We start from the raw sequence: 24,793 nt of genomic DNA, 5'->3' as shown, positions 1-24,793 counted from the left end.
AGAGCAAAAAACTATTAAAGGAGGAGATGATCCAATTGATCCGAACGAACCTAAAAAAGGTGGCGGAGGAAACGGAAATAACTAAAACGATATCTGAATAAACCTTTTTAAAACTAATCCAAAAAAATATAAAGTCATGAAAAATAGCAAATTAACATTCAAAGATTTTCAATTAGATACAATCTCTAAGAAAGAGCAAAAAACTATTAAAGGAGGAGATGATCCAATTGATCCGAACGAACCTAAAAAAGGTGGCGGAGGAAACGGAAACAATTAATAAGCCAATACTTTTAACTAAATATTATTCGCAAATTGAGCTGGAGACACTCCAGTTCTTTTGCGAAATGATTTTGCAAAAGAAACTGCATTTTTAAATCCAACACTTTCTGCAATTGCTTGTGTAGAATATTTACGATACAAATGATTCGTAATCATCTGGTTAATAACATAATTAATTTTCAACTCATTAGAATACTCACTAAAAGATTTTCCAAATCTTTTATTTACTACATAAGACAAATAAGTGGTATTAGTTTTGATTTTTTTTGCCGCATAAGCAAGTGTAAAATCGGCATTTAGATATTCTAATTTCTCTTCTAAAGCCAATAATTTCTCTACAATTTTATTCTCTTTAGCTTCGTCAATACTCAAATTCGCATTTTCTTTTTTCAAAATAGCATCATCCGTTTCAGGAACTTCAACTATTTTTTCGAGAGCGACATTTTCTATTTCGACTTTTTCATGTTCCTTTTTCTCCAGATTAGCTTTGAACTCTTCAATTAAAGCGTTCATTTTCTTTTGAGCTCTATTTTTGTCCCTAATATTTTTGATAAGGAAAAAGACAATTCCAATTACCAGAATTACATAAAATACCTTTAAGGCTTTGTTCCAAAATACCTCATATTTATATTTCTCCTGAACATCAAGCATTTCTTGGCTTAAATCTGCGGTACCTAATTTATAGTTTACCTCTAATGCTTCTTCTCTCAGATTTCCTTCATATTTTTCATAAGAATCTAAGTATAATTTAGAGTGTTTATAAGCCAACTCTGGTTCATTTTTAATACTGTAAATTTTAGCCTGTAAATAGTTGGATCTAAAAAAGTTAATATCAACCGTTTTGTTTTTTTGGCTAATAGAGTCTACTTTCTTTAAAAAAATAAGAGCTCTATCATATTTTTTTATCGAATAATAAAGGTCTCCTAAATTAAATGCAGCAATTTTATATAGGCTTTCATTTTCAACCTGTTTGGCATAAAAAGAGATATCATAATAAATTTTCTCGGCATTGGTATAATCCTTTTTAAATACATAAATATTACCCAAACTAAGTTTAGAAGTAATCTTATTGTCGATAAATTTATCCGAAAAAGCTATACTCTTCTTATAATAGTACTCTGCAGAATCTAGTAAATAAGTCTTTTCCCTATTTTTGGTATAATATCCTTCATAAGAATTCCCAAGATTGATATAGCTATTACTTTTTGCATTCTGAAACTGATCTTTATCGTACAAACCTTCGTTCTTGTCCAAAAACGCTTCATTCTGTCTTAAGATCTTTATTGACAATTGATAATTGCCAACGCTCTCATTCAATAACGCAATATTTGCTTTAAATTTTACAATTTGTACAACATCATTTATCTTAGAAGAAAGCTTAACTCCCTCCTGGTAACTGCCAAGCGCTTTACCATAATTAGATCTCTTCCAATATGTAAGTCCTCTATAGTTACATAAATAAGCGTGCAGTTTTATTTTATCAGTAGACTCAGGAATTTTATTTAAATGCTTTAAAGCCTCTGCATACATTTTTTCAGACTGGGCAGCATTTTCTTTTAGCTGATACAAATAAGAACCTGCCCCATAAGCAAAAGTCTTATGAGCCTCATTATCAGATTTAAGGACCTGATTAACATAAATCAAACCGTCATCATAATTTCCGTTTATACTAAAACGAATTTTATCCCGTAATTCTAAGTACTTTTGTTCTGTAAGCTCTCCATTGGTCTGAGCCGTTCCATTGCAAAATATTAGTAAGAAAAAGACAAAAGAGATTATCAGCCTCATTTAAATTGTTTTTGGAATTCAAAAATAGTCTATAAATTATCAATAAACTACAATTAATTTGCCAAATTCCTATTAATTTTATTTTTGCAATAAATAAATATAACATTTTAACACGTATTTGTTATATTTATATTATGTAAATTTGTTTGCTAAAAAATTATATAACATGAAACCAGACCTATTTCAATCTCCAGATTACTATAACTTAGATGATTTGTTAACAGAAGAACACAAATTAGTTCGTGAGTCTGCCCGTGCTTGGGTTAAAAGAGAAGTTTCTCCTATAATAGAAGAATATGCTCAAAAAGCAGAATTTCCAAAACAAATTATAAAAGGTCTTGGCGAAATTGGTGGTTTCGGTCCTTATATTCCGATAGAATATGGAGGCGCTGGACTAGACCAGATATCTTATGGTTTGATTATGCAGGAAATCGAAAGAGGCGATTCTGGTGTAAGATCAACTTCTTCTGTACAGTCTTCTTTGGTAATGTATCCTATTTGGAAATACGGAAACGAAGCGCAACGAATGAAATATCTTCCAAAACTGGCAACAGGAGAATTTATTGGTTGTTTTGGTTTAACAGAACCAGATCACGGTTCTGATCCTGGAAGTATGATTACTAATTTTAAAGATATGGGCGATCATTATCTTTTAAATGGTGCCAAAATGTGGATATCAAACGCACCTTTTGCAGATATCGCTATCGTTTGGGCTAAAAATGAGGAAGGCCGAATTCACGGTTTAATCGTAGAACGTGGCATGGAAGGTTTTACAACTCCAGAAACTCATAATAAATGGTCACTTCGTGCATCTGCAACAGGAGAATTAATTTTTGACAATGTAAAAGTTCCTAAAGAAAACCTTTTACCAAACAAATCTGGTTTAGGTGCTCCGCTTGGCTGTTTAGATTCTGCTCGTTATGGAATTGCTTGGGGAGCAATTGGCGCAGCAATGGATTGTTATGATACTGCTTTAAGGTATTCTAAAGAGAGAATCCAGTTCGGAAAACCAATTGGAGGAACACAATTACAACAGAAAAAACTAGCAGAAATGATTACCGAAATCACAAAAGCACAATTATTAACTTGGCGTTTAGGTGTTTTAAGAAACGAAGGCAGAGCAACAACAGCACAAATTTCTATGGCAAAACGCAATAACGTAAACATAGCAATTACCATTGCACGCGAAGCAAGGCAAATGCTTGGAGGTATGGGAATCACTGGAGAATACTCGATTATGCGTCATATGATGAACCTAGAAAGTGTAATCACTTATGAAGGAACTCATGATATACATTTATTGATTACTGGAATGGACGTAACCGGAATTCCTGCGTTTAAATAATTGATAATTATTAAAATATATACAAAATCAATCTAAAAAGCTTCTTCTTGACGGAGAAGCTTTTTATCTTTGCATCAAAATTTTTAAAATGAATATCGAAACGATAAACAAAAGCATACAATCACAAAAAGACCAACTATTAAACCATTCTTTATACAATAAGATTCAAAACATAGATGATTTACACAGCTTTCTAGAAACTCACGTTTTTGCTGTTTGGGATTTTATGTCGCTTTTAAAAGCATTACAAGCCAAACTTACTTGTACGACAACACCGTGGTTTGCAACCAAAAATCCAGAAACTCGTTATTTAATTAATGAAATTGTTCTTGCAGAAGAAACTGACTTAACGATTGACGGAAGAAGACAAAGTCATTATGAAATGTACTTAGAAGCAATGGAAGCTTGTGGCGCTAATACCACTGGAGTTTTAAGCTTTTTATCAGAAGTACACTCTCTTCAGAATATATTTGTTGCCATCAAACAAAGTTCATTGCATCCAAACGTAAAATCATTCTTAGACTTTACTTTTAGAGTTATCGAAGAAGGAAAACCACACGAAATTGCTGCAGCATTTACTTTCGGGAGAGAAGATTTAATTCCAAGCATGTTTACTCAGATTTTAAAAAATTTCCAAAAAAACCTTCCAGATACGGATCTAACAAAATTGCTTTACTATTTTGAAAGACATATCGAATTAGATGCCGACGAACACGGACCAATGGCAATGCAAATGATTACAGAATTGTGCGAAGAAGATGCTCAAAAATGGAAAGAAGTTGAAGAAGTTTCAATTCTTGCCCTAGAAAGACGCATTGCACTTTGGAATGCCATCGAAGAAGAAATCGTGATGAAAACCGAAATGGTTTAAAATCCAAACCCATATATTTAACGTAACTATTTGTTTAAAGCGACTTCACAATCTTATTTAAACAAATTATGAAACCACATTTTAAACAAATAGTTACCATTATATTTTCAATATTTCTTTTGAGTTGCAACGCCGAAGAAAACTCCACTCCTACTGCTACAAATCCTCCAGTTGTAACTCCACCCAAAACACCAGAACCTCCAATTGCCAGCAAAGTAAATTATTTAGCTTTAGGCGACAGTTATACCATTGGTCAAAGCGTTTGTGCAACTTGCCGTTTTCCAGAACAACTTAAAACAAGTTTAGCCACAATGTATTCCAGCACCGTTTCACTCAAAATAATTGCAACAACAGGCTGGACAACATCCGATTTGATTTCAGCAATCAATTCCCAAAATTTGGACTCCAATTACGACTTGGTAACACTTTTAATTGGTGTCAATAATCAATATCAGCACAAAAATTTCTCTGTTTACGAAAAAGAATTCCCAGAATTGGTCAACAAAGCCATAATGCTTGCCAAAGGCGATAAAAAAAATGTTGTCGTCATTTCTATTCCAGACTACTCGTATACCCCATACGGGCAAGCGCTTGTAGGAAATCAGAGCAACAAAATTTCAGCAGAAATCACACAATACAATAACTTTGCAGAGAACTATTGCAACACCAATCAAATTGCTTTTGTATCGATTACAGAAATCACTCGAGAAGGGCTTAATAAGCCAAGTCTTGTTGCTTCAGATGGTTTGCATCCTTCAGAAGCTGCTTATAAAATGTTTGTGGATAAAATGATGCCTAAAATCAAAATAGCACTGCAGGATTAATTAAATATTAGCGGGTAATTTCGAAATCTTTGATAACCTCTGCTTCAAAATATTCAATATAATCAACTATTATAGCACGAACTTTTTCTACATCTTGAAGATAAACATCCAAATTAAGTAAATTATATTCAGGCCAAGTGTGTATACAAATATGTGATTCTTTCAAAAAGTATGAAATCGTAAAACTTTCGTTTTCAAAATCATGCACCGCCACTCCAACTTTTTCCAATTCGTGTTTTTCTAAAATGAAATTGGTAACCGCAACAAAACCTCTGCTATTGGTAAGCTTCGAAATTTCGCCGACATGTAAAGTAACCAATTTATGCAATCCTGGCGAATAAGGAGGTAAATCCATCAAATTATTTATATTACACAGGAGCCAAATATATAATATTTCTACAATAAAGTAATGTGGGAAACCGTATTTTAAAAATAACTTTTTAGGCCTATGTGTTTGTGATTTTTTCTTTTTTAAGGAGCAGAAATTTTGTTTTTCAGTACGGCTTTAGTCCCGCTATCCGCTTTATCTTTTGTGGTGAACCCCACCACAAAAGGATGCCGCTACTATCGGGGCTAGATTAGAAGTATCCGTTTTTTATAGAAAATATATCTACTTTTGTTAAAGTTGATTCTTTATGATTCAAATTCCACAAAAGCAGATTAAAAACTTCCATGAAATTAGCTCCCGAAGAATTACTAGTAATTATTGATCCTCAAAAAGATTTTACAGATCTTGACGGAGATTATGCAAAAAGACATCCAATTAGTCATATACAACGAGTTCAAAGTCAACTAAACGATTTAATCAAAAAGCTCGATAAGAATAAATTCGTGATTATTTTTTCCAATTATCAAAAAGACCAATTTGGGCCTGGAACTTCCATGTGCATTGAAGAAACAAAAGGCCATGAAATTGATCTCGACTTTGATGATTCTTCAATCCTAATTTCAAAAACACAACATAGTAGTTTTTCATCTGAAGAATTTAAAAACTTTCTAAAAGAAAATCAAATTCGCAGACTTGTTTTATGTGGCTTTTTGGCAGAATACTGCATAAAACAAACAGCACTGGACGGACTGAAAAGCGGTTATGAAATAGTGCTCCTAAAAGAATTAATTCAAACCGGAGACGATGTCCAGCACAGAATTGAAGAAGTTTTAGTAAATTTAGAAAATCAAGGCGCTATAATAAAATACAATCTTGATTTCGAATAAACATCGATTTTAAACATGCAAGTTTCACCCCCAAAAGAGTTATCTCCTTATATTAAGCATTATCTGTTTTTAGATAATAACGAAATTGCTGTACAAAAATTTCGCCTGTTTTCTGATGGTAATACTGGCCTTGTATTTTCTGTAAAAAGCAAACTTATTTCTGGAATTAATAAATACGATATAAAAAAATATCTGCCCGATTCCTTTTTATACGGACAACTTAACGGTTTTAAAGATCTTTATTCTGAAAATGAAATAACGCTCATTATTGTCGTTTTTCAGCCCAACGGAATCCATCAATTATTAGACATTCCGGCCAATGAATTTCACGATGCCATTGTTCCTGTTGAAGATGTTTTCGATGAAAAAATCAGAACGCTTCAAGAGAGCCTGTTTCAGCAAAACAACTCAACACGCGTTCTGTTGTTAAATTCTTTTTTTAAGTCCTTAATCGCAGCAAAACCAGCCTCAAATCAATTCATAATTGATCATTCTTTACACTTTATTATAAATAATAAAGGACATTTCTCTATAAAACAATTAGTTGAATACACCGGTTATACCGAAAGACATCTGGAAAGAAAATTCAAAGAATGCATTGGACTAAATCCGAAGAAATTTGGTAACGTTGTAAGACTACATCATTTTTTAAAATTATTAAAAGACAAGCCCGACAATACCAATCTCACCACAATTTGTTACGATGCCGGATTTTCAGACCAATCACATTTAATAAAGGAATTTAAAAAACATACTGGAATTACTCCGACGGAATATTTTTATAACACTGGGAAATTAACCAATAATCTCATAAAAAGAACATTCTAAAATGTCGGTTTTGTACAATTCATCACGTATTCATAAAGCTATTTTTGATTTAATTATTAATAGCTTACAATATGAAAAATCTAAAAATAGCCACAGCACAGTTCGAAAATAAAAGTGGCGACAAAAACTATAACTTATCTGTAATCGAAAAACTTTCTCAGAAAGCATCTGCCGAAGGCTGCGATGTGATTTCATTTCATGAATGTTCTATAACCGGATATACATTTGCAAGAAACTTATCAAAAGAACAAATGCTAGACTTGGCAGAATTGATTCCGAGTGGTAAAAGCATTTTAAAATTAATCGAAATTGCCAAAAACAATAACATCGTAATATTGGCCGGACTTTTTGAAAAAGATGAAAACGACAATCTATTCAAAGCGTATGTTTGTGTAGACAAAAATGGTTTAGTCGCAAAATACCGAAAACTGCATCCGTTTATAAATCCGCATTTAAAACCTGGAGATCGTTATTGTATTTTTGAAATTGGGGGCTGGAAATGCGGTATTTTAATTTGTTATGATAATAATATCATAGAAAATGTTCGCGCCACAAAACTTCTAGGCGCCGATATTATATTTATGCCTCACGTGACCATGTGCACACCTTCTACCCGACCGGGCGCTGGTTTTGTCGCACCTCAGCTTTGGAAAAACCGCGAAGCAGATCCAACATCATTACGATTAGAGTTTGACGGAATGAAAGGTCGTGACTGGTTAATGAAATGGCTTCCGGCAAGGGCTTACGACAATGCAATTTATACCATCTTTTCAAACCCAATTGGCATGGACAATGATCAATTAAAAAACGGCTGTTCTATGATTATTGATCCTTTTGGAGATATTCTGGCAGAATGCCGCACTTTTGAAGATTCTTTTGCAACGGCAATAATCACTCCCGAAAAATGCAATCTTGCTGGAGGAAATCGTTATATAAAGGCTAGAAGACCAGAATTATACAGAGATATTATTGGCAAGAACCATCAATCAGAACAAAATGTTGTTTGGTTGAACTCTGATAAAAAAAGCATAAATTAAACATTTTTCCTCTCTAAAGCTATTGAAAGATTTACCTTTGAAGATTCATTAATCGACAGAATAAAGCTTAATAATGGAATTTTTTAAAACTACAAACGAAGATATCGATGCTGTTTTCGATATTTATAACAAAGCGACATCATATCAAAAAACAGTAAACAATAAAAGCTGGAGAGGTTTTGAAAAAGCATTAATAGAAAAAGAAATTGCCGAAGATCGTCATTTTATAATCAAAGAAGGAAACGAAATTGCCTGTACATTTGTACTTACTTTTGATGATTTAATTATCTGGAAAGAAGCCAGTAAAGATCCTGCAGTTTATTTACATCGTATTGCTACAAACCCGAAGTTTAGAGGACAATCTTATGTCAAAAAAATTATTGATTGGGTTAAGCAATATGCTAAAGAAAATAATAAAGAATATATTAGACTTGATACGCACAGCGGTAACGAAAGAATAAATAAATATTATACCAGCTGTGGTTTCGAATACAAAGGAATAAGCACCATCGAATGGACAAACGAATTACCAGAACATTATAAAGAAGGTTCTTTTAGTTTGTTTGAGATTAAGCTTTAAAAAAACAAACCCTTATGAAAGACTTCATAAGGGTTTGTTTTTTCTCGCAGAAAGGAAGGGATTCGAACCCTCGATACAGTTACCCATATACTAGCTTTCCAGGCTAGCTCCTTAAACCACTCGGACACCTTTCTATTTTGGTCTGCAAATAACACAAAAAAATCTGACTTTACAAAGGTAAAATCCAAGTTACTTTTAGATGCTTTTTTTGAATTCTTCCATAAACAGTTTTACCGCTTTTTTCTGATAGCCGCCCATTGTCAGCATGTACGAATCTCTTTTTGTGGAAACTCCCGTAATTTGAATGGCTTGTAAGTTATCCCAATCTTTTAGAGCCATTTCGGCTACTATTGTTGCCCAATCGCTGTTTTCTACCATTTGCAGTAATGCATGAATTGATTGCAGTTCTATCGAAATTTTAGGTTTCATATTAAACTTCTTAAACAGCTCTTCGACATATTCTCTCGAATTAGAACCTTTTCCTGGCAATATCAACGGAATCTCTTCTATTTTCTTGAAAGCTATTTTATCTAAATTGGCCAAAGCATGATTTTTAGAAACTACCATAACCATATTTGAAGTAAACAAAGGCACTTTCTGAATCGGCATTTCAATTTCATGTGATGAAATAACGAATACCAAATCCAATTCGTTGTCAATCAGTTTTTGCTCTAAAACTTCTGTTGTGCCATACTCTACAATAATTTTGAGATTTTGGTATTTTTTAGCAAAAGCATTTACAACAGGCAGAATCAATAACCCAAAAATATAAGTCACGCCAATGCGTAATTCGCCGCCAATCATCTCATTTAAATCTTCAATGGCCTGTTTTCCGTTTTCTACATTCTCTACTACTTTTTTAGCATGAATTAAAAAAACCGAACCAGCTTCTGTCAATTGCACTTTTTTGCCGATTCGCTTAAACAAAGGCAAACCAAGTTCTTCTTCGAGTTTTTTAATTTGTTGTGAAAGTCCCGATTGGGTTACAAAACACAATTCTGCCGCTTTGGTAAAGTGCAAAACCTCAGCTGTTTTAATAAAATATTGCAGTTGATAAATTTCCATATTGATAAGTTTTACTACTTATTATCAGTAAAATTATTAATTTTTCTAATGAAATCATAATCCCGACCTTTGTATTAAATATTTAGAGTCATGTTTAAAGCCTTAAAATCAAAAAATTTCAAATTATTTTTCTACGGTCAGTCCGTATCTGTTATCGGAACTTGGATGCAAAAAACAGCGGTAAGCTGGATGGTTTATAGCATAACAGGATCTGTTTTTTTATTAGGTTTAGCTACTTTCTTAAGCATGATTCCGTCTTTGTTTCTAGCACCTCTTGCAGGAAGCATTATTGGCCGTTACGATAGACACCGTGCCATGATGGTTTTGCAATCTTTGGCGATGCTTCAAGCCGGAGCTTTGGCTTTGCTTATTTATCTTAAAATTTACAATATCAATTTTATTTTAGCCTTGAGTTTAATTCAAGGAATTATAAATGCTTTTGATATGACTTGCCGTCAAACCATGATGATTGATATTGTCGACAATAAAGAAGATCTTCCAAATGCTGTGGCGCTTAACTCTACTTTGAACAACTTTGCACGTATTGCAGGTCCTGCGCTTGCCGGAATTATTTTGCACCAATATGGAGAAGATATCTGTTTTATTGGAAATTTTGTGAGTTATGTTCCTGTCTTGATTTCATTAATGATGATGAAAATCACTCCACATATTAAAGCCGAAAACAAGCTGAATATGATAGACGATTTAATGGAAGGTTTAGATTATGTAAAAAAAGAAACCGAAATGGCCAGAATGCTTTTGATGTTAACTTGCAGTAGTTTATTTGTCATTTCTTTTAATACTTTGATGCCTGTTTTTGCAAAAGATATTTTTAATGGAAATGCCCAAACTTTTAGCTGGTTCGAAAGTGCTGCCGGAATTGGTTCTGTTTTATCTGCAATTTATTTGGCCAATCTAAAATCAGCTGAAAACATGAGCAAATTAATGATTTCGGCAAGTTTACTTCTTGGTTTTAGCGTAATTATTCTAGCTGTTTCAAGCAGTATAACAATTGCTTTAATCTGTATGACTTTAAGCGGAATCGGAATGATGGGACAAACTTCTTCTATCAACATTTATATTCAGACTCATAGTGCTGTCAATATGCGTTCAAGAAGCATTAGCTACTACATGATGGCATATCAGGGAATGATTCCTGTAGGAAGTTTAATTATCGGTTATGTTTCTCACTTTTTAGGCGTAAGAGCTACAGTTGCTATTCAGGGAATTATATGTATTATTTCTGTAATTGTTTATGTGTATTATAAAAAACACAAAGCAATTGACGATTTGGAAACTTGTCCGGTTGAGTATAGAAATTCCAAATTTTAAAAGTTCAAAAAAGAAATTTCAAATTCCAATTACACACAATCTTGTCATTTCGACGAAGGAGACCCGAGCGATAGCGAATTGGCGAAGCAAATCTTCGCGAGAAACTCTACAAAGGTTGGCTTATTGGAACGGAGTTACTTGTGGAGATTTCTCCTTCGTCGAAATGACAAACTGAACGTTTAATCCATTAAAAACAAACCCGACAGGTTTTAAAACCTGTCGGGTTTCGCTATCTTAATGTTGCCGAGTTTCTTGTGTGATCCTTCCTACGTCAGGATGACAAACTGCGTGGTTAAGCGGAATTTTCAATAAAAAAATCCCAAATTCCAACCTTATTTTGGAATTTGGGATTTTTAATATTGTAATTTAAACTTTAAGATATTTCTCCGCGAAGAGCAGTTTCAAAAATATCTTTAAATTCATTTTCTGGAATATTGTGTCCAAGCAAATACATCAATTTGGTAATTGCTGCTTCTGTAGTAATGTCTTTTCCTGAGATCACTCCAAGTGATTTTAGGGCTGTACTGGTTTCGTATTGCCCCATATTCACACTTCCTCCAGAACATTGTGTTACGTTTACGATATACATTCCAGATTTGATGGCTTTTTCAATTAAATTTAAAAACCAATCTTCGGTTGGTGCGTTTCCTGAACCGTAAGTTTCCAGAATAATTCCTCTTAAACCTTTTGTTGCAAGGATTGAAGCCAAAACAATTTCGCTCATTCCTGGGAACATTTTTATGATGGCAACATGATTGTCTAAGTTTTTATGAACGATCAGATTGGCATCTTTATTTACTGGAAGAAATAAATGTCTGTTTAGTTTTAAATGAACACCAGATTCTACCAATTCAGGGTAATTTGGTGCTGTAAAAGCTCTAAAATGCTCCGCATTTACTTTAGAAGTTCTGTTTCCTCGGTATAATTTGTATTCAAAATACAAGCAAACTTCAGTAATAACTGGCTTTCCGTTTTCTTGAAGAGATGCAATCTGAATTGCTGTTATCAAGTTTTCTTTTGCATCTGTACGCAAATCTCCAATTGGCAATTGCGACCCTGTAAATACTACTGGTTTTGCCAAATTCTCCAACATAAAACTCAATGCTGATGCCGAATACGACATAGTATCTGATCCGTGAAGGACAACAAATCCGTCGTAAGCGTTGTAATTTTCCTCGATAATAGTGGCAATTCTGGTCCACATTTCGGGATTCATATTCGAAGAGTCAATTGGATGCTCGAATGAAATTGATTCTATTTCGCAGTCCAATTGCTTAATTTCTGGAATTTTTTGAATTAATTTACCAAAATTAAAGGCTTTTAGCGCTCCAGTTTCAAAATCTTTGCTCATACCGATGGTTCCTCCGGTATAAATCAATAATATTTTTGCTTTAGATGACATCTTGGTATTTTAATTTGTTGACAACAGGATTGGCATACATTGCTAAAAATCCTTGTCTTGTCACAGGATTATCGCTTCCGATTCTCATTTCTAAACGACGCTCAAAAAGCTGTTTTTCACTCTCTTTATACTTATGAGCGAATTTGTCTGTTTCGTTTAAAATATCGTACGCAATAAAGTTTGTTGGCCATAATTGGTAGTTTTTCAAAATCACATCATCGATAGTTTGTGCCAAAGCCTGAACTTGCTTGTTTGCATTGTCATTTTCGGCCACAATCTGATCGATTTCTGTATCTAGAACATCGCCAACAGAAATATGTATTCTTTTTTTAGTTCCCATGATACCACTTATAATGGTCATGAAATCTTCATTTTTATCTTTTACGTAAACTTCGTTGTTTGCTTCTGCCATTAATTGTGGCATTTTAAGAACATCAGTCGGATCATATTCGTACGAAATAGAAACTGGAACAATTTTCAATTTCTTGAAATAATCCATTAAATTAGGTTCATCAGACCCCATTCCTATCATTTTTAAAACTCCTGGATTGGTTTCGTCGTTTCCATCTTTTGTTCTTCCTTCTCTTTGTGCAATCCAAACCGAACGATTTTCGCGAAGCAATAATTGTCCCATATATTCAGACAATAATTTTGAACTTTGCAACATTTCACGAGGCGTTAATCCTCTTAAAACCAAAAAGTTTCTATTTAATTTTGCTAAAGTTGCCAAGAAAGCTTTCTTTACCAAATTATCTCCAATTGCCGAAGCTGTCATTACTAAACCGTGTTCAAATAAACAAACGTTTAATAATGTGGTATCCAAAAGAATGTCTCTATGGTTTGAGATAAACAAATAAGAAGTATTTGGTTCTAGCTTTTCAAAACCTGAAGTTGTTAAACCTTCTGAGCTTTTTTCTAAAACTTTTTGAATTGTATTGTAAATAAAGTTGCACTGAAAATCACGAATAGAATGTGTTTTCTTCAATTGTTCCTTCCAAACCTCATCTTCTACATCCGGAAAAGTAAAGTTCATCATGGTTTTCATCATCGGATGATTGACAACACCATGAAGTGCTTCATTTATTTCGGAATCATAAAACGGTCGAATGGCATCAAATCTCTGCATTATTTATTTGGGTTTAAGTGGGCAAAAGAACAAAAAAAAAATTAAAGTTTTGTAAGGTCTGGGTTAAATCCCAAAAACGTCCTTTGAATTTTGAGTCGTAATCTTGGCAATTTCTTCTGCAGAAACTCCATAAATGTCGCTTAACTTAGCAATAACGTTGACTAAATAACTACTTTCATTTCTTTTTCCTCTATACGGAATTGGTGCTAAATATGGAGAATCTGTCTCCAAAACGATGTGCTTTAAATCGATTTGGTTTAAAAACTGATCGATTTTTCCGTTTTTAAACGTTACAACACCGCCAATTCCTAATTTCATTTTGTAAGAAATCGCACGCTCTGCTTGTTCTAAAGTTCCGGAAAAACAATGAAAAATCCCAAATAAATCTTCAGATTTTTCTTCTTCTAATACTTCAAAAATTTCATCAAAGGCTTCTCTGCAATGAATTACGATTGGCAATTTGTATTGTTTTGCCAACTGAATTTGTCTTTTAAAAGCAATTTGCTGTTCTTTTAAATGCGTTTTATCCCAATACAAATCGATTCCGATTTCGCCAACTGCATAGAATTTTCTTTTGGACAGTTCGTTTTCAACATGTGCCAATTCTTCTAGATAATTATCTTTCACATAAGTGGGATGCAAACCCATCATTAGAAATATATTTTCTGGATAATTTTTCTCTAAATCGTACATAGATTGTGTGGCAGCAGCATCAATCGCGGGAATAAAAAAACGTGTAACTCCTGCATCAATGGCGCGCTGAATCATGGCATCGCGATCCTGATCAAATTCTTCAGAATATAAATGGGTGTGGGTATCGGTAATAATTGGTGTTGAATTCAAGACTATAATTTTAAAACGCCAAAATTACGACAATATTAAAAGAATAGCAATTCGGTGTGGTTTGGTAGGCGAATGAAACGGATTCACTTTCGTAAAAACGCTGATCTAAACGGATTTTTCTCGTTTTATGCCCCTTTTAAAAAAGAAAAACCTTTGTCAAGACTTAGAACTTTGACAAAGGCCAGAACAATAATCACCTAATTTTTGTTATTCTGAAGAACAAAGGGCCTCACAAGAAGCTTCGAAAAGAAAACCCCCATTTTTTCTCTCGATCAGCTAGTGCGACCCCTCGTTCTTCAGTATGACAAACGAGGTTTTATTTACCTGTTTCAACATATAGCAAAGCCCGTTCCAAAACTTCGTCTTTGCCTTGCTGAATACCTAAAATTGTTGGTTTTATTTCAATATCGGGTACAATTCCTACACGCTGCGTTTCTCTGCCATCAGGATAATAAACGCCAACTCCAGTATATCTTGTATGAAATGTTGCAAAATCAAGCTCAGTCACATTTCCATCTGCTCCCGCAGTCTGACTTCCTATTATTGTGGTATTACCTGCAGTTTGAAAACACATTGCTGTCCATTCTGCTTGACTCATCGATTCTTCGTTAAGCAAAACAATAACTTTTCCTTTATAATTATCTTTGTTTTCAGAACCGCATGTTGATCCCTTTGTCCATTTAAATTTTCCTGGATAACTAAAGTCTGGATGAGTGTAAATCGCAAATTTTTCTTCGTGAGCATTTAAAAAATTAGCAATCTCGTAATACGTTCCATTCGGATAATTTCGCATATCAAAAACTATTGCTTTTGTCGATTTGAGCGCTTCAATCATATCAGGAATGTTTTTAGGTTTAATAACACCCATGTCTACATATCCAATATTATTATCTAAGAGTTTAAATCTTTCCTTTTTCTTTTGAGCTCCTTTTTTAAATTCATTTCTATGAGAATCGTGATAATTATACCATCTCATTGATTTTGAAATTAACTTGCCATCTTTTAAAAACTCAATTTCAACACTATCTGAATAGCCCGTTAAAATTTTTCTCACGGCTTTATTTAGAAATACAGGTTCATTTGAGGCTGTACATAAATCTCTATATTCTGAAGTAAGTTCAGCAATTGTCTTATTATTTACTTTTGTAATTACATCTCCGACCTTTATATCATCAGCTTGAGCCAAACTGTCTGCCAGTATTTCGGTAACTACCATCTTATTATCAATTATTTTACAGTCAGCTGGAAAAAATCTTCTGCTTTCATCAAAAATACTATTCTTATAAAGAGCAAACTCAACGTGACTATCGTTTAGTTTTGTCGATACTTTTCTAATCACTTTGTAAAAATCGTCTTCGCCCTTTGCATTAAGAACAGCTGGAATAGACTCATTTAAAGTCAAATCCCATTTTTGATCCATTATATATTTGTATGGAAAAAAGTATTCTACTAAATTCCAATACATAAAAAACCATAAAACTCTTGAGTTCTTATCTTCATAGTTTAGCTTAAAGTAGTTTCCATTTTTTAAAGGATTGTATCCAGGCCCGATTTCTTCATCAGTTTGGAATCTATTTTCTTCAATAAATTTTAATTTCTTCGAAAGCTTTTTAGAGAACAACTTATTATTAAACCAACTCAGATCAAAATTCTTATCAAAAAACTTAACGTCTTTTGGTATTGCAATTGGTGCGATTTCTTCTACTGCGCCCAAATCATCAATCCAATTTTCTAAGATTAATGAAAACTCTTCTTTCGTTTGTGCTTTATCTATTAAAGGTAGTTTTTCTAAAAGCTGTTTATCCCAATCTGTCTGTCCGTTAGCAACCTTTGGATGATAATATTTCAAGAATCCCCAAACTTTACAAGTTGCAGCCAACTTTTCAGTCTCAGTAATTTTATTGAAACTAAAAATGGTTTGAGAACAAACAAGTAAAAATAGTAGGACAACTTTTTTCATTTTGGGTTTATATAGCTTGGTAAAATGTTTTTGGGTTAATTCTTAAAAAAGAAAATCGAATTTAGAACTAAAATTCCAAATTCGATTGAGGTTTTCCGTAAAGAGATAAAATTTTTCTTAATAATTAAAAATTATTCCAATTCTTCCAAAAGTTGTTCTACATCATCATAGTCTTCGTAGTCTTGCGAAATGGTCTGTAAAATGGCTTTACATTCGTCATATTTTCCTTGTTTTAGCTTCGACAACGCCAGATTCCATTTTGCTTTTTCTTTATAAACAGAATTTCCAGCTTCTAATTCTTTAAAAATCGTTTCCGCTTTTACGTATTTGTCAACTTGCAACAACGAAACTGCATAAAAGTATTTTATTTCGTCTGAGTTGTTTTCTTTCAAAATCATTTCAAAAATCGGAATAGCGGTTTCATATCTTTTTCCGTTGAAATTATTCTCAGCCTGTTTTAAAATTGCTTCAGATACTCCTCTTTCTGTAAAATAAGCACTTTCTGGGTGGTTGTAATCATCAAAATTCGGATAATGTTTATAATCAAAGAAAAACAATCCAAACATAATGATTATCGAGGCTGCAACGGCAAAATACCAAGGCTTAAGCGAAGCCACTTTATTTTTCTTTTTATTGAAATATTTATTCGAAATTTTAGTCAGGTTTTCTTCAAAAACTTCGCGCTGTTGTTCTATGCCGAATTTATTTTCCAGCTGAAAATGTATTTCTTTGAAACTTTCAAACTCCGAAGCCAATTCGGAATCCGCAGATAACTGTTTCTCGAAATTGTTTTTTTCATCAACGGTCAGTTCGCCTTGAAGATATTGGTCAAATAATATATAGCGTTCTTCGTTCATGATTAATTGTTTTTTAAAGAGTTAAAATTTTTCGCTTCCTGAATCCACTGCGTCAGCTGTCCTACACACAACGATTTCTTTTTTCGGACATAACCATACGTTACATTGAGTTTTTGAGCCACTTCTTCCATCGATTTTAGAGAAAAACTGAGCTTCAGAACTTCCTGGCATTTCTCTCCCAGTTTCTGAAACATCGAATCAAAAAGCTTCTGTTTTTCATCAAATTCTTCGGCTTGTGCAACCAATTCGTGAGCAGATTCATTGATAGATACTACATTCTCATAAATTGTTACCCCTTTATTGGCAGAATTTTTCAGCTCGTTAAGCCACTTTCTTTTGCATAACAAGAAAAAATAAGCATCAAACGGACAGGTTAATTGAAGTTTACCGGCTTTCGCCTGATTAAAAAGCAAAATCATGATTTCCTGAATCACATCCTGCGCTTGGTCTTTATCTCCGGAGTTATTGGTGATAAACTGAACGACTTTGGGCGCAAACTTTTTATATATCATTTCAATTACTACCGAATCATTTGCAGCAAGTCCGTCGATATATTTTTGATCAGGATGAATTCTATTTTGATCCATAAAAAAACATTTTACAGCTAATTTAAAAAAAGAATCTTAGAAATTTTTAAAAATACGAGGTAACAATATTACAATCAATTGTATATATCTAAATAAAAGTCTTTTAAAAACCTTTAAAAAATTAAAAGAAATGGAAAGTTACCAATTTATTACTGAAAAAAACCTAGATCGATTTTACGAAATAATCGCTGCCAAAACTCGCAACGGCTTTGTAATTACAGAACAAAATGAGAAACTACCTTATGTGGTTTTGTCTAAAGAAAAGAAAGCCATCAATCATACTTTTCATTTATTTCTCAGCATCATCACTTTTGGTTTTTGGGCAATTGTCTGGATTTATCTTATTCTAAAATTCTCTCGCAAAAAAGACATTTTGGTTGCTGTTGACGAAGACGGAAATCTTTTTGAAGACAAATGCATTTCTATCTAAGGGGTAACAAATTTTAAAGTCAGCTTATATAGCAGTATAAAAGCCTTCAAAAATATTTTTTCAAACCAAGGGTAACAAAATCAAACCCAAATTGATTTAAGATTGAAATTAATTAACCAAATCTGAAAATCCTCTGAAAAGATTCAGAACAGATTTATAAAAAACTAGAAATTATGAAAACAAATTTTAGAAAAATCGGACTTTTAATAGTAGCAATGGCAGCTTTTACAAGCTGCGATAATAGTGATGGAGAAGATATTAAACTTTCGCCACCAACTTCTGCAGCATTCAAAAGCATTAGCGAAAAAGGCCTAAAAAGAAACACGCAAAATTTTACCATAACAGCAGGAACTGGCGCTGTAACCCTAACTTCTGCAAATGGTGTAAAGCTTACTATTAACGGAGATTGTTTAACTAAAAATGGAAATCCCGTAACAGGACAAGTCGATATAGAATACATTGAACTTTTTGACAAAGGAAATATGCTGGTAACCAATAAACCAACTATGGGACTTACAACAGGCGGAAAGAAAAATCTTTTGATTTCTGGAGGAGAATTCTTCATCAAAGCAACTCAGGGGGGAGTCGAATTACAAACTTCATGCAGTATGAACATGATTGTTCCGACGGCATTGACAAATGGTCTTGATAATTTAATGACTTTATGGACTGGAGTTATTGATGAAGATGGCGAATTGGCCTGGAGAGAAGCAAAAACAAATGCTGATGGAACTGGCGGAAAATGTGGCGTACAAGGCGAAGGGAACAATTACTATGTAACGTTTGGAAACTTTGGATGGACAAACGTAGACCGTTTTTACAGCGATCCAAGACCAAAAACAACTCTTTTGGTAGATGTACCAGATGGATACAATAATACAAACAGCGCAGTTTACCTTTCTTACGATGGAGAAGGCACAAATGCTCTTGCTAAATTGGATACTTTTACTGCTGAAGGTTTGTTTAGCGAACATTATGGACAAATTCCGATTGGATTAGCTTGTCACATCATTTTTGCTACTGAAGATAATGGTAACTGGCGTTATGCGATAAAAGGAGTGACAATTTCTGCTAATGCGGTTTACGAATTTAATTTATCCGAAACAACAGTCGGTACCGAAGCTCAACTGATTGCTGCAATTAATGCCATACAGTAGCTTACAAATGTTTTTTTTAAGAAAAAGTGGTGATTTGCTCATCACTTTTTTTTACATTTAATCTTGTTTGAGATTTCATTCAGAAATTTTTAAACCTCAAAACTATCTAGTTATGAAACCACAACTGTCTATTTTCTTTATTCTATTTTCTATTCTCGCAATAGGACAAACCAAAGTGAAAGACACCATAACGCGAAGAGCCAATATAGGTTTTATCCAAAACGGAAATCAGGTTTCTTTTAAACCCGAAACACCTCCTTTGATTCCGATTGCAGGTGCTCCAAAACCAAGTTATTCTTATTTATGGGAATTGGGAGACGGGCATTACAGCAAAGAAGCTGAACCTAAACATGTTTATAAAAACAAAGGCACTTATACCACAAGACTTGCTGTAACCAATAATTACGATAACGGAAAACCTCCAGCAACTCGCCCTAAAAAAGTAGCGGTAAATGACATTACTGACACCAATTATAAAGACATTGCTTCTATTGCCGATCAAAACGGTTTTGCAATTATCAAGAATTGTGATCCTATTCCAGAACAGGAAATGGTAGTCGTTGTGAGTTATCAAAATCTGGAAAATTATGTTTCAAACGGAAAGCTTTATTTGTTTTATAATGAAAAGCAATTCAAACACAATAATTTCGAGTTAAGCGATTTTAGAACTTATGCGGGCGAACGTGAAGTAAAAGAAAACTTGGTCGCTGCGGTTGATGATTTAAATGATTCGAATACTTTTCTGGCTTCCGCCGAAGGGAATTTCAAAACCAAAAAATACAGAAATACCACAACCGAAGAAGATTTAGATGCTTCTCTTTTAGACGCCAATAAAACGTATCATAATGTTTCGATTTTAGAATTTGATGATGCAAATCCTGGAGAAACCCGAAATGTATTTTATACTTTCAAAACTACTCCCGAAATGATAAAAGATACAAGTGCAACAGTTACGATGCGTGGTATTTTTGTGCCGAATAGAAGTTATAAAAACCATAAAGTGAAAAATCTGGAAATGGAAATTGTGACTTCTCACGATCCAAACAAAATGGGTTCTAACGGAAGTTTTATGAATTATAGATTGGTTCGTTTTAAAAGAGTAAATTTTAAAACCCGTTTTCAGAATAATGGTGAAGGTCCAGCAAGAAAAATTCGTCTAGAAACCGATGTTCCAGAGATGTTTGACAAAAAAACTTTTCAGATTGAAAGCATGTATCCCGAATGTCCAATTTGCCCAAAAGGAGAAGAACCAACTGTTAGCTGTCTCGATACGATTATCAAACAAAAACAAATTATTTTTACCTTCAAAAATATTTATCTGCCCGGAAGCGAACAGAAAAATGTACAGGAAAAGGATTCTACAAAAGGTTTTGTAAAATACTCTATGAAGTTTGGCGAAGATTTTCATAAAGTAAAAACCAAAAGCCGAACTGCCATTATATTTGATAAAAACGAACCTATAATCACCAATTACGCGACTACCCGATTCCTTCCGGGAATTTCGATTGGAGCAAAAGCGGGTTATAATTTTTATCCCGATTTAGATAAGTCGACCAGTTATTTTGTCGGTGCTACGCTTTCGCCTTTTAAATCGTATCGCTTTTATTGGCAGGTAGAATGGGAAAATGCTTTAAACAAATATAATAGTGACGTAAATGTCTCCGAAGAATTTAATACAAATGCCAACGGAACAAGGCAATTGGTGCGGACCACAACTGCAACTGAAAATAAAAATATCAATTGGGAAATTCCAGTTTTAATTCGCTACAACATCAATAATTATATCGGAGTTGGAGCAGGAATTCAGGCAAATGTCAATGTTTATTCAGAACAAAATCAAACGATCACAGTTGATACTTACGAAGGCGAAAAAGGAAATTCTTTAATCAGTTCGACAACGAATTCAAATACCATTAAAAATAATTTTACAGATGTCAAAGCTGGGCTTTTATTTGATTTAACAGCAGGTTTTGCCAGAATCGGACCAAGTTTAGGCGCGCGTTATGTGATTAATTTTGAACAGAATTTTAATTATTTTCAGGTTTATGGAATCTGGAAATTTTAGAGGTTATCTCGCAAAGATGCGCTGCACAGAGAATCTTTTGCCTCGAATTTCACTAATTTCCACTAATTTTAATTAATGTTATTTTGAGTTTCGATTTGTGAAAATTCGTGAAATTCGTGGCAAAAACAATTTAATATGAACTTACATCGCTTATATGGTTTTATCCTTCTTTTCCTGAGTCTGAATGTTTTCGGACAAAATCAGGAAGATAAAATATATAATGCTGTGGATAGTTTTACCGCAAATCCTTCCGCGGAAGCATTACAAAATTTAAGAAAAATTGAAACTGATTTTTGGAAAAGCGCTAAAACCAAAACCAAAGAAGAATTACTGGCAATTGTAATTTTAAATTGCAACAAAGCGTATTATGAAAATCAGTTTGGGCAGACTTTGGATGCTATAAAAAGCTATGAAAAAGCTTGGATGATTTATCAGAAAAACAAATTAAAAAACTACGATATTACCGAATTCTGCCTGAAGCCTTTAGGCAATTTGTACACGATTTTAGGCGATTATAAAAATGCCGAAAACACTATTAAACAATATTATTTTATTGCCAACGAAGAGAAGAATGAAAAGCAGAAAATTGCGGCCATCCTTAATTTATCAAATGTTTATCAAAATTCAGGAAAAGTCCAAGAGGCTATTGAAATAATTGAAAAAACACTTCGTTCAGAAAAAATAACCTCTTCTCAAAAAGGACTTTTATTAAACAATCTAGGCGCAAATTATCTCTTAAGAAATATCAATGAAGATTTTACTGAGGCTGAAAATGCTTTTTTAAGAGCGATTCCATTACTAAAAAAAGATAAGGCACTTTCAGAAAATTTATATAATACTTACATTAATCTTTATAGAATAAAACTCAACTTTAATTTAAAAGATGCTACTTTATATTTTGCAAAAGCACAAGCCATTTTTGAAAAATTACCTCAACAGGAACCTAGAAAAAAAGCACAATTTCATCTAGAAAAATCCTTTTTATTATTGAAACAAAATAGTTTTGAAGAAGCGCAAAATGAACTTACGATTGTTTATAAAACATTATTGCCAAATTATCAAAGCCAGAAAAATATCCTTCCTAATGAAAGTTCTCTTTATGCCGAAACTGTTCTACTCGATGCTTTAGATTTACAAGCAGAACTTTATCTATCTCAAAATGAACCCAAAAATGCATTAAAAAGCTATACTCTTTCTTTCTATATTGAAGAATTGTTTCAGTCACTTCTAATCTATGAAGATTCTAAAATTATAACTCAAATTAGAAATCGAAACCGAACAGAAAAGTGTCTTGATATTTATAAATCTCTTTTTGACAGCGAAAAAAAACAAAGTTATATTGAAGATGCTTTTAAACTTGCAGAAAAGACAAAATCTGTAGTTTTAAAAGATCATATGAAAAATGTTGAATTACTTTCGAGAGAAGAAAAATTGATTTTGCAGCAGATGCAAAACTGGAACACTATTATTTTGAAAGAACAGCAAAAACAAGATCTTGCAGATATTTCAAAAATAAATGAAGCCATTCAGAAACAGAATAAATTAATGTTGCTGCTAAAATCAAATGAAGAAAAAAATAACAAAAAAAATCAAACTTCATTCGACTTACAAAAGCTTTATGCCAAACTTGATAAAGATGATGCTGTACTGTATGAATATTTTATGGGTTATAAAGCAATTCATCTATTTGTCGTTCAAAACAACAAAATTCAATTAAAATCAATTTGTATTGGTCATATATGCAGTGAACCGATAATAAGATTTATAAGTTTTTTTGATAATCCCGAGAGTATTGTAAGCAATGTTGGAAACTACCAAAAAACAGCATTTTTTACTCATAAAAAACTTCTTTTACCTGCAAAATTGGATTCTAAAAATCTCATTATTATTCCTGATGGGCTGTTAAACTTCTTACCTTTTGAAGCTTTAATAACAAAGGAATCTAAAACAACAAATTTTGCCAAAATGCATTATTTATTGAATGATTTTGACATTTCGTATAATAATTCTGCCGAATTGTATTTGAATGCGAATACGCTTTCAAGTGGCAAAAGAAATATTCTAGGTCTTTTTCCTGTTTTCGGAAAAACCAATTATGAACTTCCTTTTTCAAAAAATGAGTTGCAATCTATAAAACACAATTTTGACGGACAGTTTTTTGAAAATGAAAATGCCACTTTTTTAAACTTTAAAAATAATGTTACGGGAAAATCAATTATTCATCTGAGCACACATGCCTCTTCAGGAGATTTTGAAATTCCGGCAAGCATTAAATTTTACGATCAGGAAATCCTGCTTTCTGAATTGTACAATTTACAGCTCAGTCCAGATTTGGTGGTTCTGAGCGCCTGCGAAACAGGAATTGGAAAACTCTATAAAGGTGAAGGCGCTATGAGCATTGCCAGAGGTTTTCAGTTTGCAGGAGCGCAAAATCTATTATTTTCTTTGTGGAATGTAAACGATTATACGACTTCTGTTTTTATGGATTATTTTTATAAAGATCTCAAACATAATTCTTCTTTTACACATGCAACAGCAAATGCAAAAAGGAAGTTTTTGAAAGATGAAAATATTCCCAATGCAAAGAAATCTCCTTATTACTGGAGTGCTTTTGTCTATTACGGCACTCTTGAAAAACCCGAAACGCAAACCAATTATATCTTATACATCATTAGTTTTTTGGGTTTAATTGGCTTATTTTTGGGTTTCAATCATTACAGGAATGGAAAATCTTCACGAAATTCTCAAAAAAGAGAATTATAAAAAAATAAAATTCAAAATCACTAAAACTCAACATTTACAGATAAAAGCCAAAATTAATGGCATTTCTGGCAATTTCATTTTAGATACGGGAGCATCCAATACTTGCGTGGGTTTTGAGTCTATTGAACGTTTTGAACTTTCTGCAAAAAACTCTAAAACAAAAGCTTCTGGCGCAGGCGGAACCGGAATGACAACACAGATTTCATCTCAAAACAAATTGCAGTTAGGAAGCTGGAAAAACAAAGATTTTAGCATCGTAATTTTTGATCTTTCGCATGTAAACGAAGCTTTAGAATCGTACAAGGCAAAATCTGTACACGGCATTATTGGCGCTGATGTTTTATTAGAAGGAAAAGCAATTATTGACTATTTTAATCATTATTTGTATTTAAAATAATGATATTCCAAATAATAAAAAAGTCTTCATTTTACTGAAGAC

23 protein-coding genes and 1 tRNA gene are annotated in these 24,793 nt (G+C 33.0%); 14 read left to right on the top strand and 10 right to left on the bottom strand.

Annotated elements, in window-relative coordinates:
• The first annotated feature begins 136 nt into the window (after positions 1 to 136).
• Complete coding sequence (locus AC1Q5Z_RS10795; protein WP_198854836.1) at positions 137 to 277, top strand: rSAM-modified peptide; 141 nt, start codon at positions 137 to 139, stop codon at positions 275 to 277.
• A 17-nt stretch (positions 278 to 294) separates the two neighbouring features.
• On the opposite strand, the gene AC1Q5Z_RS10790 is transcribed toward AC1Q5Z_RS10795, so the two are convergent.
• The gene (locus tag AC1Q5Z_RS10790) at positions 295 to 2,067 is read right to left on the bottom strand and encodes a helix-turn-helix domain-containing protein (RefSeq protein WP_198854837.1); all 1,773 of its coding nucleotides are present in this window, start codon (positions 2,065 to 2,067) and stop codon (positions 295 to 297) included.
• A gap of 166 nt (positions 2,068 to 2,233) precedes the next feature.
• Between AC1Q5Z_RS10790 and AC1Q5Z_RS10785 the strand changes: the two genes are divergently transcribed.
• From AC1Q5Z_RS10785 to AC1Q5Z_RS10775, 3 genes are all read left to right on the top strand, one after another.
• Complete coding sequence (locus AC1Q5Z_RS10785) at positions 2,234 to 3,412, top strand: acyl-CoA dehydrogenase family protein (protein WP_492444746.1); 1,179 nt, start codon at positions 2,234 to 2,236, stop codon at positions 3,410 to 3,412.
• A gap of 88 nt (positions 3,413 to 3,500) precedes the next feature.
• Complete coding sequence (locus tag AC1Q5Z_RS10780) at positions 3,501 to 4,283, top strand: DUF3050 domain-containing protein (RefSeq protein ID WP_198854839.1); 783 nt, start codon at positions 3,501 to 3,503, stop codon at positions 4,281 to 4,283.
• Between the two features lie 68 nt (positions 4,284 to 4,351).
• Positions 4,352 to 5,107, top strand: a complete 756-nt coding sequence (locus AC1Q5Z_RS10775; protein WP_492444744.1) for an SGNH/GDSL hydrolase family protein — start codon at positions 4,352 to 4,354, stop codon at positions 5,105 to 5,107.
• A gap of 7 nt (positions 5,108 to 5,114) precedes the next feature.
• Here the strand turns inward: AC1Q5Z_RS10775 and AC1Q5Z_RS10770 are convergent, their stop codons facing one another.
• Positions 5,115 to 5,462 (bottom strand): S-adenosylmethionine decarboxylase family protein, encoded by a 348-nt coding sequence (locus AC1Q5Z_RS10770; RefSeq protein ID WP_492444742.1) that lies wholly within the window; start codon positions 5,460 to 5,462, stop codon positions 5,115 to 5,117.
• Positions 5,463 to 5,779: 317 nt separating this feature from the next.
• On the opposite strand from AC1Q5Z_RS10770, the gene AC1Q5Z_RS10765 reads away from it, so the two are divergent.
• The 4 genes from AC1Q5Z_RS10765 to AC1Q5Z_RS10750 all read left to right on the top strand — a co-directional run bounded on the left by AC1Q5Z_RS10765 (position 5,780) and on the right by AC1Q5Z_RS10750 (position 8,767).
• Positions 5,780 to 6,322 carry a cysteine hydrolase family protein gene (locus AC1Q5Z_RS10765; RefSeq protein WP_492444740.1) on the top strand — a complete coding sequence of 181 codons (543 nt, stop codon included), beginning with the start codon at positions 5,780 to 5,782 and terminating at the stop codon, positions 6,320 to 6,322.
• A 15-nt stretch (positions 6,323 to 6,337) separates the two neighbouring features.
• On the top strand, positions 6,338 to 7,150 hold the full coding sequence (locus AC1Q5Z_RS10760) for an AraC family transcriptional regulator (protein WP_492444738.1): 813 nt from the start codon (positions 6,338 to 6,340) through the stop codon (positions 7,148 to 7,150).
• 71 nt (positions 7,151 to 7,221) lie between these two features.
• On the top strand, positions 7,222 to 8,187 hold the full coding sequence (locus tag AC1Q5Z_RS10755) for a nitrilase family protein (protein WP_492444736.1): 966 nt from the start codon (positions 7,222 to 7,224) through the stop codon (positions 8,185 to 8,187).
• A 73-nt stretch (positions 8,188 to 8,260) separates the two neighbouring features.
• The gene (locus AC1Q5Z_RS10750; protein ID WP_198854845.1) at positions 8,261 to 8,767 is read left to right on the top strand and encodes a GNAT family N-acetyltransferase; all 507 of its coding nucleotides are present in this window, start codon (positions 8,261 to 8,263) and stop codon (positions 8,765 to 8,767) included.
• A 47-nt stretch (positions 8,768 to 8,814) separates the two neighbouring features.
• Here AC1Q5Z_RS10750 and AC1Q5Z_RS10745 read toward each other — a convergent pair.
• A tRNA-Ser gene (locus AC1Q5Z_RS10745) sits at positions 8,815 to 8,901 on the bottom strand.
• A 61-nt stretch (positions 8,902 to 8,962) separates the two neighbouring features.
• On the bottom strand, positions 8,963 to 9,832 hold the full coding sequence (locus tag AC1Q5Z_RS10740; RefSeq protein ID WP_278019817.1) for a LysR substrate-binding domain-containing protein: 870 nt from the start codon (positions 9,830 to 9,832) through the stop codon (positions 8,963 to 8,965).
• A gap of 90 nt (positions 9,833 to 9,922) precedes the next feature.
• Here AC1Q5Z_RS10740 and AC1Q5Z_RS10735 point away from each other — a divergent pair, with 90 nt between their 5' ends.
• On the top strand, positions 9,923 to 11,164 hold the full coding sequence (locus AC1Q5Z_RS10735) for an MFS transporter (protein WP_198854847.1): 1,242 nt from the start codon (positions 9,923 to 9,925) through the stop codon (positions 11,162 to 11,164).
• A 373-nt stretch (positions 11,165 to 11,537) separates the two neighbouring features.
• On the opposite strand, the gene AC1Q5Z_RS10730 is transcribed toward AC1Q5Z_RS10735, so the two are convergent.
• From AC1Q5Z_RS10730 to AC1Q5Z_RS10705, 6 genes are all read right to left on the bottom strand, one after another.
• Positions 11,538 to 12,566, bottom strand: coding sequence for an asparaginase (locus AC1Q5Z_RS10730; protein WP_198854848.1), 1,029 nt, complete (start codon positions 12,564 to 12,566; stop codon positions 11,538 to 11,540).
• Positions 12,556 to 13,692, bottom strand: a complete 1,137-nt coding sequence (locus AC1Q5Z_RS10725) for a 1-acyl-sn-glycerol-3-phosphate acyltransferase (RefSeq protein ID WP_198854849.1) — start codon at positions 13,690 to 13,692, stop codon at positions 12,556 to 12,558. Before AC1Q5Z_RS10725 ends, AC1Q5Z_RS10730 begins: the two co-directional genes overlap by 11 nt.
• A gap of 63 nt (positions 13,693 to 13,755) precedes the next feature.
• Positions 13,756 to 14,535: a TatD family hydrolase gene (locus tag AC1Q5Z_RS10720; RefSeq protein ID WP_286964884.1), complete on the bottom strand. Its 780-nt coding sequence runs from the start codon at positions 14,533 to 14,535 to the stop codon at positions 13,756 to 13,758.
• Between the two features lie 316 nt (positions 14,536 to 14,851).
• The gene (locus tag AC1Q5Z_RS10715; RefSeq protein ID WP_343589564.1) at positions 14,852 to 16,495 is read right to left on the bottom strand and encodes a S41 family peptidase; all 1,644 of its coding nucleotides are present in this window, start codon (positions 16,493 to 16,495) and stop codon (positions 14,852 to 14,854) included.
• Positions 16,496 to 16,626: 131 nt separating this feature from the next.
• Positions 16,627 to 17,352 (bottom strand): tetratricopeptide repeat protein, encoded by a 726-nt coding sequence (locus tag AC1Q5Z_RS10710; protein WP_492444732.1) that lies wholly within the window; start codon positions 17,350 to 17,352, stop codon positions 16,627 to 16,629.
• Between the two features lie 2 nt (positions 17,353 to 17,354).
• Positions 17,355 to 17,939 carry an RNA polymerase sigma factor gene (locus AC1Q5Z_RS10705; protein ID WP_198854853.1) on the bottom strand — a complete coding sequence of 195 codons (585 nt, stop codon included), beginning with the start codon at positions 17,937 to 17,939 and terminating at the stop codon, positions 17,355 to 17,357.
• A 130-nt stretch (positions 17,940 to 18,069) separates the two neighbouring features.
• On the opposite strand from AC1Q5Z_RS10705, the gene AC1Q5Z_RS10700 reads away from it, so the two are divergent.
• The 5 genes from AC1Q5Z_RS10700 to AC1Q5Z_RS10680 all read left to right on the top strand — a co-directional run bounded on the left by AC1Q5Z_RS10700 (position 18,070) and on the right by AC1Q5Z_RS10680 (position 24,751).
• Positions 18,070 to 18,369 (top strand): hypothetical protein, encoded by a 300-nt coding sequence (locus AC1Q5Z_RS10700; protein ID WP_343589561.1) that lies wholly within the window; start codon positions 18,070 to 18,072, stop codon positions 18,367 to 18,369.
• A 173-nt stretch (positions 18,370 to 18,542) separates the two neighbouring features.
• Complete coding sequence (locus AC1Q5Z_RS10695; RefSeq protein ID WP_492444731.1) at positions 18,543 to 19,526, top strand: hypothetical protein; 984 nt, start codon at positions 18,543 to 18,545, stop codon at positions 19,524 to 19,526.
• A 112-nt stretch (positions 19,527 to 19,638) separates the two neighbouring features.
• Positions 19,639 to 21,591 carry a DUF7849 domain-containing protein gene (locus tag AC1Q5Z_RS10690; protein ID WP_492444729.1) on the top strand — a complete coding sequence of 651 codons (1,953 nt, stop codon included), beginning with the start codon at positions 19,639 to 19,641 and terminating at the stop codon, positions 21,589 to 21,591.
• A gap of 135 nt (positions 21,592 to 21,726) precedes the next feature.
• Complete coding sequence (locus AC1Q5Z_RS10685; RefSeq protein WP_492444727.1) at positions 21,727 to 24,354, top strand: CHAT domain-containing protein; 2,628 nt, start codon at positions 21,727 to 21,729, stop codon at positions 24,352 to 24,354.
• Positions 24,314 to 24,751 (top strand): retropepsin-like aspartic protease, encoded by a 438-nt coding sequence (locus tag AC1Q5Z_RS10680; protein WP_198854858.1) that lies wholly within the window; start codon positions 24,314 to 24,316, stop codon positions 24,749 to 24,751. Before AC1Q5Z_RS10685 ends, AC1Q5Z_RS10680 begins: the two co-directional genes overlap by 41 nt.
• The last annotated feature ends 42 nt before the right edge of the window (positions 24,752 to 24,793 follow it).

Source organism: Flavobacterium sp. GW823-FHT06G12, from assembly GCF_058794775.1.
This window is presented reverse-complemented; position numbering and strand designations above follow the sequence as displayed.